22 protein-coding genes are annotated in these 19,656 nt (G+C 61.1%); 13 read left to right on the top strand and 9 right to left on the bottom strand.

The window, feature by feature from the left end; all coding sequences use genetic code 11:
- Positions 1-927, top strand: a complete 927-nt coding sequence (locus ACQKP4_RS18540) for a LysR substrate-binding domain-containing protein (RefSeq protein WP_427635100.1) — start codon at positions 1-3, stop codon at positions 925-927.
- Positions 928-988: 61 nt separating this feature from the next.
- Positions 989-1,354, top strand: a complete 366-nt coding sequence (locus ACQKP4_RS18535) for a 5-carboxymethyl-2-hydroxymuconate Delta-isomerase (RefSeq protein WP_427635099.1) — start codon at positions 989-991, stop codon at positions 1,352-1,354.
- A gap of 3 nt (positions 1,355-1,357) precedes the next feature.
- Here the strand turns inward: ACQKP4_RS18535 and ACQKP4_RS18530 are convergent, their stop codons facing one another.
- A complete protein-coding gene (locus ACQKP4_RS18530) occupies positions 1,358-2,293 on the bottom strand; it encodes a LysR substrate-binding domain-containing protein (RefSeq protein WP_427635098.1) in 936 nt (311 codons plus the stop codon).
- 184 nt (positions 2,294-2,477) lie between these two features.
- Positions 2,478-3,662 (bottom strand): cyanate transporter, encoded by a 1,185-nt coding sequence (locus ACQKP4_RS18525; RefSeq protein ID WP_427635097.1) that lies wholly within the window; start codon positions 3,660-3,662, stop codon positions 2,478-2,480.
- Positions 3,663-4,087: 425 nt separating this feature from the next.
- On the opposite strand from ACQKP4_RS18525, the gene ACQKP4_RS18520 reads away from it, so the two are divergent.
- From ACQKP4_RS18520 to ACQKP4_RS18495, 6 genes are all read left to right on the top strand, one after another.
- Positions 4,088-5,470 carry a glutamine synthetase family protein gene (locus tag ACQKP4_RS18520; protein WP_427635096.1) on the top strand — a complete coding sequence of 461 codons (1,383 nt, stop codon included), beginning with the start codon at positions 4,088-4,090 and terminating at the stop codon, positions 5,468-5,470.
- A gap of 179 nt (positions 5,471-5,649) precedes the next feature.
- Positions 5,650-7,299 carry a phosphoethanolamine transferase gene (locus ACQKP4_RS18515; RefSeq protein ID WP_427635095.1) on the top strand — a complete coding sequence of 550 codons (1,650 nt, stop codon included), beginning with the start codon at positions 5,650-5,652 and terminating at the stop codon, positions 7,297-7,299.
- A 73-nt stretch (positions 7,300-7,372) separates the two neighbouring features.
- A complete protein-coding gene (locus tag ACQKP4_RS18510; RefSeq protein WP_427635115.1) occupies positions 7,373-8,035 on the top strand; it encodes a class I SAM-dependent methyltransferase in 663 nt (220 codons plus the stop codon).
- A 123-nt stretch (positions 8,036-8,158) separates the two neighbouring features.
- Complete coding sequence (gene rnd / locus ACQKP4_RS18505) at positions 8,159-9,292, top strand: ribonuclease D (protein ID WP_427635094.1); 1,134 nt, start codon at positions 8,159-8,161, stop codon at positions 9,290-9,292.
- A complete protein-coding gene (locus ACQKP4_RS18500) occupies positions 9,289-9,582 on the top strand; it encodes a YcgL domain-containing protein (RefSeq protein ID WP_008036150.1) in 294 nt (97 codons plus the stop codon). Before rnd ends, ACQKP4_RS18500 begins: the two co-directional genes overlap by 4 nt.
- 122 nt (positions 9,583-9,704) lie before the next feature.
- On the top strand, positions 9,705-10,637 hold the full coding sequence (locus ACQKP4_RS18495) for a D-2-hydroxyacid dehydrogenase (RefSeq protein ID WP_427635093.1): 933 nt from the start codon (positions 9,705-9,707) through the stop codon (positions 10,635-10,637).
- Positions 10,638-10,762: 125 nt separating this feature from the next.
- Here ACQKP4_RS18495 and ACQKP4_RS18490 read toward each other — a convergent pair whose 3' ends face one another.
- Positions 10,763-11,356: a nitroreductase family protein gene (locus ACQKP4_RS18490; RefSeq protein WP_427635092.1), complete on the bottom strand. Its 594-nt coding sequence runs from the start codon at positions 11,354-11,356 to the stop codon at positions 10,763-10,765.
- Positions 11,357-11,521: 165 nt separating this feature from the next.
- Here ACQKP4_RS18490 and ACQKP4_RS18485 point away from each other — a divergent pair, with 165 nt between their 5' ends.
- Positions 11,522-11,971 carry a YcgN family cysteine cluster protein gene (locus tag ACQKP4_RS18485; RefSeq protein WP_427635091.1) on the top strand — a complete coding sequence of 150 codons (450 nt, stop codon included), beginning with the start codon at positions 11,522-11,524 and terminating at the stop codon, positions 11,969-11,971.
- Between the two features lie 36 nt (positions 11,972-12,007).
- On the top strand, positions 12,008-13,237 hold the full coding sequence (locus ACQKP4_RS18480) for a hypothetical protein (RefSeq protein WP_427635090.1): 1,230 nt from the start codon (positions 12,008-12,010) through the stop codon (positions 13,235-13,237).
- A 140-nt stretch (positions 13,238-13,377) separates the two neighbouring features.
- Here ACQKP4_RS18480 and ACQKP4_RS18475 read toward each other — a convergent pair whose 3' ends face one another.
- The 4 genes from ACQKP4_RS18475 to ACQKP4_RS18460 all read right to left on the bottom strand — a co-directional run bounded on the left by ACQKP4_RS18475 (position 13,378) and on the right by ACQKP4_RS18460 (position 15,617).
- Entirely contained in the window at positions 13,378-13,755 is a 378-nt protein-coding gene (locus tag ACQKP4_RS18475; protein WP_427635089.1) for a YgaP family membrane protein, read from the bottom strand.
- A gap of 92 nt (positions 13,756-13,847) precedes the next feature.
- Positions 13,848-14,318, bottom strand: a complete 471-nt coding sequence (locus ACQKP4_RS18470; RefSeq protein ID WP_010462134.1) for an RNA methyltransferase — start codon at positions 14,316-14,318, stop codon at positions 13,848-13,850.
- Between the two features lie 193 nt (positions 14,319-14,511).
- The gene (locus ACQKP4_RS18465) at positions 14,512-14,883 is read right to left on the bottom strand and encodes a YajD family HNH nuclease (protein ID WP_427635088.1); all 372 of its coding nucleotides are present in this window, start codon (positions 14,881-14,883) and stop codon (positions 14,512-14,514) included.
- Between the two features lie 47 nt (positions 14,884-14,930).
- Positions 14,931-15,617 (bottom strand): spermidine synthase, encoded by a 687-nt coding sequence (locus ACQKP4_RS18460; protein ID WP_427635087.1) that lies wholly within the window; start codon positions 15,615-15,617, stop codon positions 14,931-14,933.
- A gap of 93 nt (positions 15,618-15,710) precedes the next feature.
- On the opposite strand from ACQKP4_RS18460, the gene ACQKP4_RS18455 reads away from it, so the two are divergent.
- Positions 15,711-15,995, top strand: a complete 285-nt coding sequence (locus ACQKP4_RS18455) for a hypothetical protein (protein WP_427635086.1) — start codon at positions 15,711-15,713, stop codon at positions 15,993-15,995.
- On the opposite strand, the gene ACQKP4_RS18450 is transcribed toward ACQKP4_RS18455, so the two are convergent.
- Positions 15,992-16,465 carry a cyclic nucleotide-binding domain-containing protein gene (locus ACQKP4_RS18450; RefSeq protein WP_427635085.1) on the bottom strand — a complete coding sequence of 158 codons (474 nt, stop codon included), beginning with the start codon at positions 16,463-16,465 and terminating at the stop codon, positions 15,992-15,994. The two genes, ACQKP4_RS18455 and ACQKP4_RS18450, sit on opposite strands and share 4 nt — an antisense overlap.
- 120 nt (positions 16,466-16,585) lie before the next feature.
- Positions 16,586-18,640, bottom strand: a complete 2,055-nt coding sequence (locus ACQKP4_RS18445) for a S9 family peptidase (protein WP_427635084.1) — start codon at positions 18,638-18,640, stop codon at positions 16,586-16,588.
- 141 nt (positions 18,641-18,781) lie between these two features.
- On the opposite strand from ACQKP4_RS18445, the gene ACQKP4_RS18440 reads away from it, so the two are divergent.
- Positions 18,782-19,279: an MFS transporter gene (locus ACQKP4_RS18440; RefSeq protein WP_427635083.1), complete on the top strand. Its 498-nt coding sequence runs from the start codon at positions 18,782-18,784 to the stop codon at positions 19,277-19,279.
- A gap of 27 nt (positions 19,280-19,306) precedes the next feature.
- Positions 19,307-19,656: class II glutamine amidotransferase (locus tag ACQKP4_RS18435; RefSeq protein ID WP_427635082.1), on the top strand; the 350-nt coding region annotated here is incomplete at its 3' end.

Here is a 19,656-nt window from a genome sequence, read left to right as displayed (position 1 = left end):
ATGAATCGCAATGAACTGCGCAAGGCAGACATCAACCTGATGGTGGTGTTCGAAACGTTGATGCTTGAGCGCAACGTGACGCGGGCGGCGGAGAAGCTGTTTCTCGGCCAGCCGACCATCAGTGCGGCGCTCAATCGCCTGCGGGCGATGTTCAATGATCCGCTGTTCATCCGGGTCGGCCACCGCATGGAGCCGACCGCGCGCGCCGAGGAGTTGATCCAGTACCTGTCGCCGGCGCTGGATTCGCTGTCGGTGGCCTTGAGCCTGACCCACGATTTCGATCCGGCCAGCAGCGCCATGACCTTCCGCATCGGGCTGTCGGATGACGTCGAATTCGGCCTGTTGCCACCGCTGTTGCGCGCCTTGCGCCAGGAAGCGCCGAAAGTGGTGTTTGTGGTGCAACACGTTGACTACTGGCGCATTCCCGATCTGTTGGCGTCCGGCGACATCACCGTCGGCATCAGCCAGACCCGCGGCCTGCCAGCCAATGCCAAGCGCAAGTTGCTGCGGCATATTCAGCCCAGCATTTTGCGCGCCGATGCCTCGGACACACCGCTGACCCTCGACGAATATTGTTCGCGCCCGCATGTGCTGGTGTCCCACACCGCCAACGTCAGTGGCTTTGCCGATGAATGGCTGGCCGAAATTGGCCGCACGCGGCATGTCGTGCTGTCGGTGCCGCAATACAGCGCGCTGCCGGCGTTGCTCGCCGGAACTGACCTGATCGCCAGCCTGCCGGATTACACCGCTGAAGCGATGGCCGCCTCAGGCTTGTTGTTCAAGGAACCGTTTCCGTTCAAAACCCCGACCCTGGACCTGTCGATGGTCTGGCTCAGCCACGTCGACACCGACCCGGCGGAACGCTGGCTGCGTGCGCGGCTGGAAGCGTTCATGAGTGAGCGCTCGCCACTGCCGCTGCCAGAGTGAGTCAGACGATGCTGTGTTATACGTACGAACTTTCCTTTCTCAACCTTTCTGGAGCGCTGTCATGCCTCATCTGCACATGGAATACACCGCCAACCTGCCCGAGCTGAACGCCGACGTGGCGTTGATCCGGCTCAACAACACGCTGGTGGGTTCCGGTCAGTTCGCGGCGGAGTTCGACATCAAGGGCCGTGCGATCAAGGTCGAGACGTTCAAGGTCGGCACGGCGATGGGAGAGCGGGGGTTTGTGCATGTGAAGCTGGCACTGCTGAGCGGTCGCTCGCCGCAGATCAAGAAGCAGCTGTCCGAAAGCCTGCTGGCGGTGGTCCAGGATCTGTGCGAATGGCCGGCGGGGGTTGACGTTCAGCTGTGTGTCGAGATTCTCGACATTGATCGCGAGTCCTACAGCAAAGTCGCCATCAGCCGCTGAGTCTCAGGCGTTTGCCTGCTCGATGCAGGCCTTGACCACTTGCTCGCGCAGCCACGTGTTGGCGCTGTCCTGATCGGCGCGTTGGCTCCACTGCATGTCCAGGGTGAAACCCGGCAAGCCGTCAGGCGCTTCGCAGTGATTGAAAATCGCCTCGTTGGCCAGCAATCGCTGGATACGCCGAGGCAAGGTCAGGATGAAGTCGGTGCCGGTGATCATCTTCAGCGCCGCGCTGTAGCTATTGGACCGCGCGACAATCTGCCGTTTGTGCGCCTGCTGCGCCAGCCAGCCATCGACCATGTTGGTGGTGGACGTCCAGGGTGTCGGGAACACATGCCGGCGCTCGGTGAAGGCTTGCAAGCTCAAACGCGGTTCCAGCGGCGTGGCGCGTTTGTCGAAGACACACACCAAATCGTCCTCCAGCAGCATTCGCGAGTTGAAATCGGTGTGGCTGCGGTGAAAATTCGGGCCGAAACAGATCACCAGGTCGAGGCTGCCGTCGCGCAGTTCTTCGGCGGGAATGTCAGTCTCGAATTTGTGCATGTTGACCACCACCGGCAAGTCGGCGAAGTCGAAGCGTTTCAACAGGCGCGGCAGGATCAGCTGTTCGAAGTATTCCGGGGCACAGAGGTTGAACGTGACCGGTTGCAACGTCGGGTCGAACGCTTCGGGACCGGCGTGGCAGAGGTTGATGCTTTCGAGGATCTTCAGCACGTGCGTGTACATGGTGCTGGCTTTGTAGGTGGGGCGCATGCCGGTGCGGGTATTGATAAACAGCTCGTCCTCGAAACTGGTACGCAGCTTCTTCAGGCAGTAACTCACGGTGGACTGACTGACGCAGAGCGCCTCGGACACACCGGTGACGCTGCTTTGCTCATACACGGCGGTAAACACCATGAGGTCCTGCATGTCGAGCTTTCTAAGCAAGTTACTGTTCAGCATCCGTTCCGTCTCGCTGGGCTCCTTGCGCCGACCGTGCGCAAACGTGTGCGAAAGATCCTAACGGAACGATAGTGCCAGGAGAATGCCCTGTAGGAAGTTTCACGGTCAGTTGTGGGACAGAAAATGTTGTGAACACGACGTTTGGGTTTAATCCCGGCAAACATGGCCAGAGGCCTTTACCCAATCAGTGAATGTGTCGGGCGTAATGCCGTGGGTCGAAGCGCGACACCATCAACATCATCAACGCGATGACCGCCGTCAGTGACCACCACGCCCATTCGAAACTGCCCAGCTGATCGCGGAGCAGGCCGGCAAGCAGCGGCGAAAGTCCGGCGATCAGGTAACCAATGCCTTGCACGAACGCGGTCAGGCCGCCCGCGCGCTGCGGGCTGTGCAGATGATCCAGCGCCACGATCAGGCTCATCGGGAACAGGCCGCCGATGCCCAGTCCCAGCAGGCACGGCCATAACAGGCTGAGGTGTTGCGGGCTGAGAATCAACCCGCAGAAACCGCCGATGATCAGCGCCAGCAGTGTCCACAGCACAAGGCGGCGGTCGTGGCTGCGGTTGGCGATGGCCGGTGTCAGCAAGCCTGAAACCACCTCCATCGCGGTCAGGAAGCCCAACAGCAAGCCGGCGTTTTGCTCGCTCCAGCCTTGTTCCACGTAGTACGGCGCCAACCAGGCCAGTACGCAGGTGTAGGACGCGGTGCCCAATCCGAAGAAGACCGCGAGTAACCAGGCGCGGGCATTGCCGAAGAAGGATTCGTTGCGCGATGAATGTGCGTCCAGGGTCGGTATCGCGCGCCGTTGCGCGAGCCAGAACAGCAACGCCACCAGCGCCAGCGCCGCCCAGATCGCCAGACCCAGGCGCCAACTGCCGGTCTGGCTCATTACCAGCGGCGCAAACGAAGCGGCAATGGCCGCGCCGCCCATGATCGACGTCACGTACAAACCCATGCACAGCGCCACGTTGTCGCTGAAGCGGGATTTGATCAGCGCTGGCATCAGCGCCTGAATCAACGCAATACCGATGCCCGCCAGCACGGCGCTGAGGATCAGTTCAGCCGCGGAATCGAGGAACAGCCGCGACACCGTGGCCAGGCCAATAATCAACAACGACGCGACCACCGTGCGTTGCTCGCCGAAGCGTTGGCTGACGCTAATGCCGAAAAACATCGCCAACCCCATAGCCATCACCGGCAGCATGGTCAGCAGCGAGGCCAGGCTGAAACTCAGCGCGATGTCCGCGCGGATGGCCGACAGCAACGGCCCGACGGCGGCCATGGACGGGCGCAGATTCAAGGCGACAAGGACAATGCTGATCATCAGCCAGAGGGCAGGGCGAGCAGTTGCACCGACGTTATCCATCAATCGGACCTTGAACAGAAAGGCGTCGATTAGGCGCGCGAGGGCGCGGGGCGGCAAATCAGAAAGTCTGCTGTCGTATTTAAAAATCAAATACCAGTGACACACCACAATCCCCCTGTGGGATGGTGTCTGATGCGGATGAAATGTTTAGTCTGCTCACACCCAAGGTTCGTCAAATCCCGATTTAACGGCGTGAGCGCCCGTGTGACGCTGCCGGGCATCTGTTCTCTGCGGTTCTTTCTATGGACGGTTGTCCCGTCGCACTTCCCTCTGAACTCGCTTTTTGGGCGCTATGGCACTGCCGTCACGCGCGCCCGCCGGATTCCTGCCTTTTCCGTTGATAGTTCCTACGGCTCGCGCACCCTGCGCTGGAGCTGACCGGCGACGCTTGCGCGTTTGCCTGACGCGAAAACAAGAGAATTCCCATGAGCAGTGCCACGACCCCCTTCGCCACACCGCAAGAAGCCCTGACCTTTCTGCAACAGAACCCGGATATCGAGATGTTCGAGTTGTTCATCCTCGACAACAACGGCGTGCCTCGGGGCAAGTTGCTGCATCGAGATGAACTGCTGGCGGTGTACGAAACCGGCCGGCCCTTGCCGAGCACCATTCTTGGCCTGACCATCAACGGCGACGACGTGGAAAACTCCGGGCTGGTGTGGGACGTCGGCGACATCGATTGTCGCGCGTACCCGATCAGCGGCAGTTTGACGCGCATGCCGTGGCGGCTGATTCCGACGGCGGCGGTGCAAGTCAGCATGCACCCCACAGAGGGCATGCCGGCGACCATCGCCGACCCACGGCATTTGCTGGCCAAGGTGATCGAAGGCTTACAGGCCGACGGTTATTACCCGGTGATGGCGGCGGAGCTGGAGTTCTATCTGCTGGACCAGCAGCGCGACAGCAACGGTCGGCCGCAACCGGCGCGCGATGTCGATGGCGGGCGGCCGCGGACCACGCAGGTTTACGGTTTGCGTGAACTGGAGCAGATCGAGCCGTTTCTGGCGGACCTCTACAGCGCCTGCAAGCTCCAGGGCATACCGGCACGCACGGCGATTTCCGAATACGCACCGGGGCAGGTGGAAATCACCCTCGAACACCGCACCGATGCCCTGCAAGCGATGGACGAGGCGGTGCGCTACAAACGGCTGGTCAAAGGTGTCGCGCATAAACACGGGATGAGCGCCTGCTTCATGGCCAAACCCTTTGATGACCTGGCCGGCACCGGCATGCACATGCACGTCAGCCTCGCGGACAAGGACGGCCACAACCTGTTCGCCAGCGAAGCGCCGGACGGCACGCCGCTGCTCAGGCATGCGGTGGGCGGCATGCTCGGCACACTGCTCGATTCGTTGCTGTTGTTCTGCCCGAACGCCAACTCCTATCGCCGCTTCCAGACCAACAGTTACGCCCCGCTGGCGGCGACCTGGGGCGTGGACAACCGCACTGTCAGTTTGCGCGTGCCGGGCGGGCCGGCATTCTCCCGACATATCGAACACCGCATCTGTGGCGCCGACGCCAACCCGTATCTGGCCGCTGCGGCGATTCTGGCCGGCATCCATCGTGGCATTCGCGAACAACTCGATCCTGGCGCGCCGGTGGAAGGTAACGGCTACGCCCAGGCCACCGAGTTTCTGCCGACCGACTGGCTGACCACATTGCGTGCCCTGGAAGGTTCGACCTGGGCGCGGGAAGCGTTCGGTGGTGAATTCCTGGGGGTGTACCTGGCGGTAAAACGCGCCGAATACCGGCAGTTCATGGGCGAAGTCGGCGAGCAAGACTGGCGCTGGTATTTGCATCAGGCCTGAACAGAACCTGAACCATTCTCAAATAATTTAAAAGTGTTGCCTTGACCTCAGGAGCCAACTAACCGTTGGCTTCTTTTTCACAAAATATTGATGGTCGGCTACTTAAAGTTAGTGCTGTCGCGGCAAATGAAATTTTCACATTTGCCGCAGGCACTTCTTTTCAGGACCCGCCGATCACCATGTTGAAATTAAAAGCCGTGCGCCCGGAATGGGTGACGCTGATTGCCAGTGCATTTCTGTTGACGGGATTCAATTTCGTTCTCTGGCAACACGTGTTTGAAATCACCGCGTCCGACGGCAAAGGCCTGGTCATGCGCGTGGCGTTCGGCGTGATGATCCTCGCGGCTTTCAACATTGTGCTGACCCTGCTGGCGTTTCGACGGGTAATGAAACCGCTGCTTAGCGTGATCTTTCTGGTCAGCGCCGGCGTCGCTTACTTCATGAGCCAATACGGTGTATTGATTGACGCCGGCATGTTGCGCAACTTCGCCGAGACCAACGTGACGGAAGTGCGCGACTTACTCTCGATAAAGTTACTGTTTTATATCCTCCTGCTCGGTATTTTGCCGTCGTGGTTACTGTGGAAGACGCCGGTCAACTATCGTCGCTGGCACCGTGAGTTGCTCAGTAAAGCGGTGGTCAGTGTCGCCTCGGTTGCCGTGATAGGTGGTGTTGCCTTGATTAACTATCAGGGGTTGTCGTCGTTGTTTCGCAATCACCATGAGTTGCGGTTGATGGTAGTGCCGAGCAACTACATCGGTGCTTCTTTCGGTTATCTGCGTGAACAAGTGGTCTCGGCACAGCAACCCTTCATCAAGGTCGGTGAAGACGCGCAGCGAAACCCCGCCTGGCGAACCCATGAGCGCAAATCCCTGACCGTGCTGGTGGTCGGGGAAAGTGCCCGGGCCGAGAACTTCGGCATCCTCGGTTACGACCGAGACACCACGCCAAAACTGGACAAGGAAGCCGGTCTGATCGCCTTTACCGATGTGCATTCCTGCGGCACGGAAACAGCGGTCTCCGTGCCGTGCATGTTCTCCAACATGGGGCGCAAGGATTACAACGCCAGCACGGCGAAGAATGAAGAAGGTCTGCTGGACGTGCTCAAGCGCGCGGGGCTGGACGTGATCTGGCGCGACAACCAGTCCGGCTGCAAAGGCACGTGCGACCGGGTCACCCTCGACGACGTGAGTAACCTCAAAGACCCGGCCCTGTGCGCCGACAGCGAATGCCGCGATGAAATCCTGTTGCAGGGGTTGCAGCACTTTATCGACACCCTGGACAAAGACACGGTGCTGGTCTTGCACCAGATGGGCAGCCACGGCCCGGAATACTTCAAGCGCTACCCGAGGGAATACGAGCGCTTTACCCCGGTTTGTGAAAGTAACGCGCTGAACAATTGCAGCCGCGAAAGTATCGTCAACGGTTACGACAACACGCTGGTGTATACCGACCACGTGCTGTCGACGTTGATCGATCTGCTGCGCAAGAACCAGGACAAAGTCGATACCGCGATGCTCTACCTGTCGGACCACGGCGAGTCCCTGGGTGAATACAACCTGTTCCTGCATGGCACGCCTTACATGCTGGCGCCGGAACAACAGAAGCATGTAGCGATGCTGGCCTGGTTCTCCGACAGTTATCAAAAGTCGTTCTCGGTGGATACGCACTGTCTGCAACTGAGTCGCGAAAAACCGTTGAGCCAGGACAACCTGTTCCACTCGATGCTCGGTTTGCTGGAGGTCAACAGTAAGACCTACAACCAGGACCTGGACCTGTTCGCCGGATGCCGTGGTGCCGTGATTGACGGTGTGTTGGCCAAGGACTAAGCGCTTCGACCTTTTTTTCACTTAACGGCCTCTAACCTGCGGCCCGCAGATCGTCCATCGAGAACCCATGCACATGTCCGCGCCATCGCCATCCGCCATCGAACTGGAGTTCGTCCGGCGCTACGACCAGGAACACGCCCGCGTCTGTCTTCAAGCGCAGCCGCGTGGTCTGGCGGGGCGTCTGGCGTTCTGGCGCGACGAGCAATTGGTGCGCAATGCGCTCAAGGTTGCCGGCGAGCCGGGGCTGATTCTGGATGTGGCGTGCGGCGCCGGGCGGTTCTGGCCCGTGTTGGCCGAACACGCAAACCGCGTGATCCTTGCCTCGGACCCGTCCCAGGACATGCTCAATCACGCCCAGACCCATCATTCGCCGCCGCTGCTCAAGCGGATCAAGACGTTTCAGAGTTCGGCCTTCAGCATTGGCTTGTCCGAGAATGCGGTTGACTGCATTTTTTGCATGCAACTGTTTCAGCACATCGACACCGCCGAACATCGGCTGGCGATGCTCGAAGAGTTTCATCGGGTCAGCCGCGACACCGTGATTGTGGCGGTTCGGGTCGATGCGCATTTCAAGCTGCGGCGCTCCGGTACGCAAGGCGCCGCGCCCCGGTTGCTGGCCAACAAGGGGCAGGTGGAAGGCGAATTCAAGCGCGCGGGTTTCCGCGTGCTCAGTCATCAGGACTTCCTGCCGGGCTGCGCGCGGATGCGTGTCTATGTCCTGCGTAAGGCAAGTTAGTCTCCGCTTGTCAGACATTTCTTGCCGTCAAGCAGGTCTTTTCGCTAAAGCTCTTGTTCAGTGGAGGCGCGGAAATCGCCGGGGGCGATATATACTGCGCGCCATTCTTCAAGGGAGAGCCGTGTGGCCATCGATATTCACTGGATTCGCGACAACGATAGCCTCGGTCAGTTTTGCGCCAAGTGGCAGCAACTGCCATTCGTTGCCCTCGACACCGAATTCATGCGGGTCGACACCTTTTACCCGATCGCAGGCTTGCTGCAGGTCGGCGATGGTGTACGCGCTTACCTGATTGATCCGCTGACCATCGATAACTGGCAGCCGCTGGCCGCGTTGCTGGAAAACCCGGCGGTGGTAAAAGTCGTCCACGCTTGCAGCGAAGACCTCGAAGTATTGTTGCGCCTGACCGGCAGCCTGCCGACGCCGCTGTTCGACACGCAGCTGGCCGCCGCCTACCTGAACCTCGGTTTTTCCATGGGCTACTCGCGGTTGGTGCAAGCCGTGCTGGACATCGACCTGCCCAAGGGCGAGACCCGTTCCGACTGGCTGCAACGTCCGCTTTCCGACACCCAGATCAGCTATGCCGCCGAAGATGCCGTGCACCTCGCGGAAGTTTTCGTACAGCTTCGGCCGAAATTGTCTGACGACAAGTACAACTGGGTGCTGGAGGACGGTGCCGAGCTGGTGGCCAACCTGCGCCGCGAAGTCGATCCGTACGAGGTGTATCGCGACGCCAAACTGGCGTGGAAGCTCTCCCGTGCGCAACTCGCCGTGTTGCGTGAACTCTGTGCCTGGCGTGAACGCGAGGCCCGCGCCCGTGATCTGCCGCGCAACCGCATTGTTCGCGAGCACTCGCTGTGGCCACTGGCACGCACGCAACCGGACAACCTCGGCGCGCTGGCGAAAATCGAAGACATGCACCCGCGCACCGTGCGTCAGGACGGCGAGTTTCTGCTTGATCTGATCAAGCGCTCTGCCAGTGTGTCGCCAGACCAGTGGCCGCCGGCCGTGCCGGAACCGTTGCCGGTGGACGCCGCCGCGCTGATCAAGCAACTGCGCGCCTTGGGCCAGGCCGAAGCCGAGCGCCTGGATGTTGCGCCAGAACTGATGCTGCGCAAGAAAACCCTGGAAGCGCTGCTCAAGAGCGGCTTCCCCAATGGTCCTTACCAATTGCCTGATTCGCTGCGTGGCTGGCGCCGCGAATTGATGGGCCAGGCGCTGCTCGACAGCCTGGCCACCGCCGGAGAACAGCCTTGAAACGTATTTGCTCCATTTATCGAAGCCTGAAGAAAAACGAGATGTACCTCTATGTGCTCAAAAGCGATGCACTGGAGCGCGTACCGGAAAGTCTGATGGCCGCTTTCGGCAAACCTCACCACGCCTTCGATCTGGTGTTGACCCCCGAGCGCAAGCTGTCGCGCGAGGACATCACCGTGGTCCTGGAAAACCTCGACAAGCAGGGCTATCACCTGCAAATGCCGCCGGCTGAAGACGAGTACATCGAGCATCTGCCGGAAGAACTGCTGCGCCGCAACGACCCGATGTAACCGGCAGACAGGTTCTGTTCAGAGTCTGTGTGAAACACTGGAATAATTTTTGAGCGATGGCTGCGACGAGGGAGGGGTACTCCTTCGGCGGCTCTTCGCACGGTTTTTGAAAGGTTTGAAACATGCGCGTTCTGATTGCTGAACACGATCACCCGGTGTACGCACAACTGTTGCGTCAGGCGGCACCCGAGCTGGAAGTGCTGACCAGTGGCGACTCCGCCGAACTGGCCCGCCTGGCGGCGGACTGCCCCGTCTGGCTGGGCCAGCCGGACTTGCTGGCCACCCTGTTGCGACAGGGCCACGAGCCGCAATGGCTGCAATCGACCTGGGCGGGCATTACGCCGCTGCTGGCCGACGGCTTGCCCCGTGACTATCGCCTGACCCGGGCGGTGGGGATTTTCGGTCAGGTCATGGCCGAATACGTGCTGACGTACTTGCTCGGCCACGAGCGCGAAGTGCTGGCGCGGCTGGTCAGCCAGGTCGAGCGCAAATGGGACAACCGCCTGGGCCAGAGCCTGGCAGGTCGCAAAGTGTTGATCGTCGGCACCGGCGACATCGGTCAGACCGTGGCGCAGTTCCTGCTGCCGTTCGGCGTCGAGTTGTACGGCATCGCCAGCGAAGCCCGCGAGCAGGCGCCGTTTGTTGAAGTCGGCGCGCTGGCGGACTTGCCGCGTCTGGTCGGCGAAGTGGATTACGTGATCAATCTGCTGCCCAACACCCCCACGACCCACGACCTGTACGATGCAGCGCTGTTCAAGCAATTCAAGCCGACCGGGTTGTTCATCAACGTCGGACGTGGCGTGGCCGTGGTTGACGCCGACCTGGTGGAGGCCTTGAAAGAAGGGCATCTGGCGGGCGCGGTGATTGACGTCTGCCGTCAGGAACCATTGCCGCAACGTCATCCGTTCTGGACCGCGTGGGGGCTGCTGCTGACCGGTCACAGCTCGGCGCCGACGTCACCGTCGGCGATGGTCAACCTGTTTGTCGAGAACCTGCGGGCGTATCAGGCGGGTGAAGCATTGCGCGGGGAAGTGGATTTCAATCGCGGGTATTAAAACCACCGCAAAAAACCTGTGGGAGCGGGCTTGCTCGCGAAAGCGGTGTCTCAGTCGGTATCAATGGTGACTGATACTCCGCTTTCGCGAGCAAGCCCGCTCCCACAGGGGTTCCAGGGTGTTGATTAGAGGGTGAAATCGCCTTCAGCCGCCAGTTCGCTCAACGGGCGACGCGGGCTCGGTTGTTCACGGGCTTGCAGGTAATCCGCCAGCGTCGCCTTGTCCCCCAGCTTGCCCACCGCCACCGCCGCGTGCAGCGCGTAACACTGGGGAATGTTCAGCTCTTTACGGGTCAGGTCCTGATCGAAACCCGCCATGCCGTGGGTGTGCCAGCCGCTGATGCTCGCTTGCAATGCCAGATGGCCCCAGGCCGAGCCGGTGTCGAAGGTGTGCCACAGCGCCGGGGTTTCTTCGCTCGCGCCCGGCGCCGCAAACGTGGTTTTCGAGATCACGATCACCAGCGCCGAGGCGTGTTGCGCCCAGCCGCGGTTGAATTCGTTGAGCAAACCCAGGAACCGCTCCCAGTTCGGCGTATCGCGGCGCGCGTACAGAAACCGCCACGGCTGCGAGTTGTAGGCCGAAGGCGCCCAGCGTGCGGCTTCAAAAAAGCTCAACAGGGTGGCTTCGGGAATGGACTCGCCCGTGAACGCACGGGGCGACCAGCGATCGGTGAACTGCGGGTGAATGGCGTAATCGGCAACGCGTGGGCTGGCACTCATCAAGAGATTCCTTGCTACGTTTGAAAGTGAGGGGCGACGCGAAACCCTACTGGGCGGCGCAAAAACGTACAAGCCCGATCTACCGGCAGTCGCCAATGCTTGGCCCACGGGGCTCTGCGCACTAGACTGGCGGCCTTTTCACCACCTGATGTTGATGTTTTAGCCATGGTCGCCAACGACGAACCGTTCTGGATACGCAAAACCCTCGATCAACTCGATCAAGAGGAATGGGAATCGCTCTGCGACGGCTGTGGCTTGTGCTGCCTGCAAAAACTCGAAGACGAAGACGATAACTCGGTCTATTACACGCGCATCGCCTGCAAGTTGCTGGACCTGAAAACCTGCCAGTGCACCGATTACCCCAACCGTCGTGACTTCGTGCCGGACTGCATTCAGCTCACGCCGGGCAAGGCTGACGAGTTCAAATGGCTGCCGCCGACCTGCGGTTATCGGCTGGTCAGCGAGGGCAAGGACCTGCCGTTCTGGCATCACCTGGTTTGCGGTGATCGCGATGCGGTGCACCACGAACGGATTTCACAATCAGGGCGCATGCTCGCCGAGGGCAGCGTGCCTGAAGACGATTGGGAAGATCATCTGATTTTCCGCGCGGGCTGAGCGCATACGGTTTTCACGTTTCACGAAGGAGTGTGTATGGCTGTGGGATTGCGGCTGGCGTTGGCCGCCGGGCTACTGGCCCTGAGTTCGTCGGTGTGGGCGGCGAAAAAAGTCGATCTGGATTACCACGTGCGCCTGCTGCCACAAAGCGATCAGGCCGAAGTGCGGCTGACCCTCGCCCAAGGCTCGGCGGTTCGCAGCCTGGATTTCGACCTCGGCGACGGCAGCCGCTACAGCGACTTCAAGGCCGACGGCCAATGGCAACTCACACCCGGCAAAGCGACGCGCGGTGTCTGGCGTCCGGCTACCGACAAGGCCAGCCTGACCTACCGCGTGCGCGTCAGCCATGTCCGCAAGAACGGCAGCTTCGACACCCGCATGACCCCGACCTGGGCGTTGATGCGTGGGGATGACCTGGTGCCGTCGGCCAAACTCGATCAGCAGGACGGCATCGAGCTGGTTTCACGCCTGGAATTCGAGCTGCCCGCTGGCTGGAAGAGCGTCGAAACCGCTTGGCCGCGCATCGGCAAGAACAAGTTCCGGGTCGACAATGTTTCGCGCCTGTTCGACCGTCCCACCGGCTGGATGCTGGCCGGCCATCTCGGCAGCCGTCGCACGCGTCTGGGCGAAACCGAAGTCACCGTTGCCTCGCCGCAGGGCCAGGGCATGCACCGCATGGACGTGCTGACGTTGCTGACCTTTGTCTGGCCGCAAGTGCAGGCGGTATTCCCGCGTCATCCGGGCAAGCTGCTGATTGTCGGCGCCAATGACCCGATGTGGCGCGGCAGCCTCGCGGCGCGCGACTCGATCTACCTCAACACACGCCTGCCGCTGGTCAGCGAAAGTGGCAGCAGCGCGTTGGTGCGTGAACTGGTGCGGGTGTTCGGGCGCATTGACGACCAGCAGCGCAGCGACTGGATCAGCGAAGGGTTTGCCGAGTATTACGCCATCGAACTGGTGCGCCGCGCGGGCGGCCTGAGTGATGAGCGGTATGAAAGCCTGAAGAAGAAGTTGATCAGGGATGGACAGAAGGTCACAACGTTGCGGGGCGAACAGATCAGCCCCGCACAGATCGGCAAAGCGGTCTTGTTGCTGAGCGAGCTGGATCAGGAAATTCGGATCAAAACCCGCAACAAGCGTTCGCTGGACGACGTATTGCGCGGGGCGATGCATCTGGAAAGCGTGGATACCAAGGGATTTGTTCAACTGGCGGAAAGCGTGATCGGCGAGTCTTCCAAGGTGCTCGATACCGAGTTGCTTCAGTAATACCGCCTTCGTCGGCACGCCGCCCGCAGCAAGCCCGCTTCCACAGTGGTCTGGTGTACGACCCGGATCAACTGTGGGAGCGGGCTTGCTGCGGGCGGCGTTCCGACGAAGAGGCCACAAGCCGCAATACACCTCCCGGATCAAACCCCGGCTTTGGGCGAATTCAGCGAATCATTCCCGGTCACCGTGGCGGTTTTGGTCGCCGCCTCGGCATTCGCCTTCAACTTGTTCAACTCTTCCCCGGCCCGCTCGATCTTCGCCCGCACGTTGTTCATGTCCTGACGGCTTTTTTCCAGCAGGCTCTTGGCCGAACTGTGCCCGGTGATGCCGCGCGCCAGCGCGACGCCGCCGATGGCCACCTGAATCAGGCCGAAGATCCCGCCGCGACGCAGGCCCTTGCCCATCATCACCACGCCACCTGCCAGGGAACCGACGCGTTCCCAACCATGAACGTTCTGCTCGGGGTGGCTCTGAAACGGGGTGTGTTCGATGCGCTCGACGCGTTTGAGTTCGCTCATGATCTGTCTCCGGGCTGAGTCAGCCGCTTCAGTTGTAGATAGTTAAGCTGACTGCCGAAGCGGGCGGCTTGTTCCATCGGATGTGCGGGGATTCAGCGGAATTTCGCCCCGGAGCGGGTGTTGAGTCCCTTGGCCATGCGGTCGTAGAGCACGACGTTGACGGTGGCGGCCAGGTTCATGCAACCGGTGGTCGGGATGTAGACCACGTCTTCGCACCAGTCGCGAATCTCTTTATCGAGCGAGCCGTCTTCCGGGCCGAAGATGTACAGCGCGCGGTCCGGGTGGGTGTATTCCGGCAACGAGCGGGCGCCTTCGACCAGTTCCACGGCGACCGGCACGCAACCCAACGGCAGGATTTTTTTCAGGTCGTCGATGCCGATCAGCGGGATGTCGTAGTGAACGCGCTTGGTGTCGGTGACGAAATCGGCGGCGCGTTCATAACGCTTGCCGGTGTAGAACACGGACGCCACGCCATAGCAGCCGGCGGCGCGCATGACCGAGCCGACGTTTTCCGGTGATTTGGGGTTATACAAACCAATGCAGCTGTACCGTTTGTCTGCCACGAGCGGGGTGCCTTCGGGGAAAAAACGGCGATTATACGGGGATTGGGGGAGGGGTGTTCGGTTTGAGATTGGTGGTGTCTGGGCGGGCCTCTTCGCGAGCAAGCCCGCTCCCACAATGGATCTGTGTCGTACACAAAAAACCATTGTGGGAGCGGGCTTGTTCGCGAAGGGGCCGGTTCAGGCACCGAGATCTTCAATCCTCTTTCTTCATCAACCCGGCCAACGCCGCAAACGGGTTATGCGTCGCCTTGGCGATTTTCGGACTGCTCAACGAGCCTTCGCTGAAATATTGCTGGTCGGTGTACCGCGAGTGCTCGTTGTCGTGGCAGTACAGGCACAACAACTCCCAGTTCGAGCCGTCCTGCGGATTGTTGTCGTGGTTGTGATCGCGGTGGTGCACCGTCAGCTCACTCAAGCGTTTGCCGGAAAATTCGCGGGTGCAGCGACCGCACACGTGCGGGTACATCTTCAGGGCCTTGTCGCGGTAACCCATTTCCTTGTCGCGCTGGTTGTCGGCGAGGATACGGTCCAGCTTCGAGGTGTTGGGCGGTGTTGACGAACTCATGGGTTCACCTTTGTAAAAGACTAATGACGGTATAGGTGGAGTCTAGCTCAGCCCTTGAGCTTCTCGGCAATCCAGATGGTGTGGCGCGTGCCCTTGTTGCCGTGGGCGAAGACTTGCACTTCCTCGGCCTTGAAGCCGGCCTTCTTCAGCTTGTCGGAAAACTGCTTGTCGGCGCTGGCCGACCACACCGCCAGCACGCCTTTGGGGCGCAGGGCCTTGGCGCAGGCGCTCAGGCCACCGGCAGAGTAGAGCCAGCTGTTGGCGCGCTGGGTCAGGCCTTCGGGGCCGTTGTCGACGTCGAGCATGATCGCGTCAAACCCTTGCGGCTCGGCTTGCAGCACTTTGGCCACGTCTTCCTGGCGGATCACGGTGCGCGGGTCGAGCAGCGGGTGGCCGGCCTTTTCGCCCAGCGCTCCACGGTTCCATTCCACAACCCCCGGCACCAGTTCGGCGACCACCACTTCAGCGGTCTTGCCCAAATGTTTAAGCGCGGAGGCGAGGGTGAAGCCCATGCCCAACCCGCCGATCAACACCCGCGAGTTCGGTCGGCCGGCGACTTTGCGGCACGGGATCTCGGCCAGTGCATCCTCGGAGCCGTGCATGCGGGTGTTCATCAACTGCCCGCCGTCGCCGCCCTGGATCTTGATCACGAAATCCTCACCGTATTCGAACAGGCACAGGGCACCGCCGTTCTCGGGGATAGGGGCGGTGTCGAGTAGAACGAAACGTTTCATGGGGCGCTCTTGAGAAGAATGGGCATTGGGGGAAGGCAAACAATCGCGGTTGGGAGTAGCCTGCAACAGACAACAAGGCCAACGGAGCCATTGATGAAGCGCGCTATTCTAACGGTCATTGCCTTGGCCGCGCTCTCTATAAGTGCGGTGCAGGCCCAGCAGACGATTCCCGCCGTCACGGCGCCGATGCCCGGTTCGCCGGGCACCGCAACCCCGACGCCGTATCCACCCGCCACCCCGACCACACTGCCCAAGGCCGGCCCGGGCAGTGGTGGCCCGCCGCTGGTGCCGATTGAAATGCCCAGCCCGCCGTCAAAGGATCAGCCGTTGCCGGGGCTTGACCAGAACAGCACGAAAAACAAGTCGCCGGGCGGCTAGACCTGTTGCGAGAGCAGTTGCCCGTCGGCCATGCGCAAGCGTTTGGACAGTGAAACGGCGAGGGCGCGGATGATCTTGGCGGCGATTTTTGGCGCATCGTTGAGCATTTTTTCCAGCGAATCCTTGCCCAGATTCAGTAACTGGCATTGGCTCGCGGCGACGCAACTGGCCGAACGTCGCTCGCCATCGAGCACGGCCATTTCGCCGAACGAGCGACCGCTGCGCAACGTGGCCATGGTCACCAGTTGCCCGTCGCCATTGATCTTCTGCACCGCCACCTGGCCGGTGTGGATGATGCACATGAAGCTGCCGGCATCGCCCTCGTGGAAAATTTCCTCGCCCTGGGCCACGGTGCTGATGCTGAAATAGCCCGAGGCCGCCGCAAGGTCGGCGGGCAGCAGTTGATCGAACAGGCCGCAGTCCATCAGCCAGTCGCGAATTTCATTGTTCAGTAAGGTCGGTTCTGACATGTCGTCACGGTCTTTTTTTTGTGATGTGTTGCTGTTCCGGGCCTGAAGGCTCACTGCATGTCTCTTGTGGGAGCGGGCCCGGCGTACAAGTCTTAAGACCTGTTCGCCGAGCCAAGTTCCTCAGGCAATCCGCCAAACCTTGAAAACAAACGCGTATTCGAGTGCTACGTCACGCAATCCCTGATATCGACCGCTCATCCCGCCATGCCCGGCGCCCAGTTCGGTCTTGAGCAGCAGTGGATTGTCGTCCGTCTTGGTCGCGCGCAATTTCGCCACCCACTTCGCCGCTTCCCAATACTGCACGCGGCTGTCGTTGTAGCCGGCGATCACCAGCGTCGCCGGGTAGGCTTGGGCGGTGACGTTTTCGTACGGGGCGTAGGCCTTGAGCCGATCAAAAACGTCCGGCTCCTCAGGATTGCCCCACTCGTCGTATTCCGTGACGGTGAGTGGCAGATCCGGGTCGAGCATGGTGTTGAGCACGTCGACGAACGGCACTTCGGCAATTGCCGCCGCGAACAGCTCCGGCCGCTGGTTGAGTACCGCGCCAATCAGCAAGCCACCCGCGCTGCCGCCGCTTATCGCCAGTTGCGCCGGGGTGGTAAACCCGTTGGCGATCAAATGCTCGGCGCAGGCGATGAAGTCGCTGAAGGTGTTGTGCTTGTGTTCCTGTTTACCGGCGCGATACCAGGCTTCACCCAGTTCGCCGCCGCCACGCACGTGGGCGATGGCAAACGCCACGCCGCGATCGAGCAGGCTCAAACGGGCGTGGGAAAACCACGGGTCGAGGCTTTCGCCGTAAGCGCCGTAGCCGTACAGATAAAGCGGCACGGGTTGGCCGAGCGCTTCGCGTTTGACCACCAGGCTGATCGGCACTTGCGTACCGTCCGGGGCGGTCGCCCACAGGCGCTGGCTGACGTAGGCATCGGCGTCGAACGGGCCGAGTACCGGGGTTTCCTTCAGCACTTTCTGTTCGCCGCTAGCCAGTTCCAGCTGACGCACCTGCGCCGGACGGTTCAGCGCTTCGTAACGCAACCGAATGCGCTCGCTGACAAATTCCAGGCTGTTCTGCACGTGCAGGCTGTACGCCGCATCCGGCAGTTGCACGCGGTAGCTCGGCAGGTCTTGCGGGTGAACCTCGATCACCGGCAAACCGCCGACCCGCAGGCTCAGGGTCAAGGCGCCAACGTTCAGACTCATGCCTTCAAGCATCGTCGTGGCGCTGTGCGCGATCAGGTTTTGCCAGTCGGCTTCGACGGGCGGCACGCCGGTATCGACGGCGTGATACAGCGCGAAGTTGATGCCGTCGCGGTTGGTGCGAATGAACCAGGTCCAGGCGCCGTTCAGGGTGCCGTGGTCGACGTCATATTCGTGGTCTTCGACCCGTGGCGCCAGGCAGGTAAACGCCCCGTGTGGCTGATCCGCGTCGAGGGCCCAGACTTCACTGGTGGTCTTGCTGCCCAGCGACAGCAGCAATTGCAGTTCGGAACTTGAGCGGTAGCAATGCAGGAAGAAGCGACCGTCCGGCTCATGGAACACTTCTTCGGCTGCTGTGCCGTCCAGGCGATAACGGAACAGCTTGTGCGGGCGATGGGTGTCGTCCAGTTCGCCGAAGAACAGCGTCAGGCTGTCGTTGGCCCAGGTCATGCTGCCGTCGCAGTCCTCGAACTCCAGTTCGCTGACCCGTCCGCTGGACAATTCCTTCACGAACAGCGTGTAAATCTCATCGCCCGTGGCGTCGATGCTGTAGGCCAGGCGCTGGTGGTCCGGGCTGATACTGAACGCACCCAGGGAAAAGAAGCCGCCGTTTGCCAGTTCGTTCGGGTCCAGCAGCAATTGCTCTTGGCTTTCATCGAGTTGCAGGCTGTCATCGGCCGGGCGCGGGCAGCGGTAATGCCGGGCGTATTCGTCACCGGCGGTGGTGCGGGTGTAATACAGGTACGGGCCCCACGGCGAGGGCAGCGACAGGTCAGTTTCGAGAATCCGCCCCTTGATTTCTTCGAACAGCGTGTCGCGCAGTTCGGCCTGATCGGCGGTTTGCGCCTCTTGATAGCTGTTTTCAGCCTTCAAATAGTCGAGCACGGCGTCGGTGTCGCGTTCCTGCAGCCAGGCATACGGGTCGGCGCCATCGGCCTTGTGGGCAATGGGCGCGGCGGAAACGTTGGCGGATAAGGGCATGAAGGGCTCTCGGACGATGTACGGAATAAAGTTTTCGCAGGTCTTGGATGCCTGCGCCGAACCTGTGGGAGCGGGCTTGTATTGGGACAAGCCGGACGGGCGAAAAGTCGTTACTATAAGCGCCTCTTTGCCTGCCTTGCCATGGACACCATGACCGAGAACGACTATCTGATCGCCTGGGGCCTCTACGCCTTTGCCGCTTTAGGCTGCCTGTTGGTGTGGATGCGCATCACCCGCTGGATGTGGCGCTGGCTGCGCGAACCGCTGCGGTTGCTGGTGGCGGTGTTGCTGTTCAGCCCGACCATCATCGACCCGGTGAAGGAAAAAGTCGCCCCGGCCATCGCCATCACCGCGCTGGACCTGGCCTTCAAGGTCGGCAACAACGCCTGGCGAGCGATTTCCGACTTGTTCATGTACGGCATGATCGCGTTCGGCATTTACCTGGTGTTTGTGGCAATCCGCTTTCCCATCGAACGCGCGTCCAATGCCCGCAAGGAACAGGCTGCCGCTGCCAGGGCGGCGGCCAAGGCCGACGACCGTGAGGACGATCAGCTCTTCGGCGGTGCCGGCGATGATCGCTACGGTCGCCCGCCGGTGCCGAGCAACCCTCAGCGTTTGCGGGTCGAGCCGCGTTTGTGATCCGGTCCTGAAGCGAGAATTCCGAGCATGTGTGAGTTATTGGGCATGAGCGCCAATGTGCCGACCGATATCGTCTTCAGCTTCACCGGGCTGATGCAGCGCGGCGGCCGCACCGGTCCGCACCGTGACGGTTGGGGCATCGCGTTCTATGAAGGGCGTGGCCTGCGCCTGTTCCAGGACCCGGCGGCGAGCTGCGAGTCCGAAGTCGCCAACCTGGTGCAGCGCTATCCGATCAAAAGCGAAGTGGTCATCGGACACATCCGCCAGGCCAATGTCGGCAAGGTCTGCCTGTCCAACACCCATCCGTTTGTCCGCGAACTGTGGGGGCGCAACTGGTGTTTCGCCCACAACGGGCAGCTCGCGGATTTTGCACCGAT

The organism is Pseudomonas sp. NPDC086278, from assembly GCF_050280905.1.
In the GTDB taxonomy this organism is placed as follows: Bacteria; Pseudomonadota; Gammaproteobacteria; order Pseudomonadales; family Pseudomonadaceae; genus Aquipseudomonas.
Note: the sequence above shows the minus strand (reverse complement) of the source record. Positions and strands in the feature narration are given on the sequence as shown.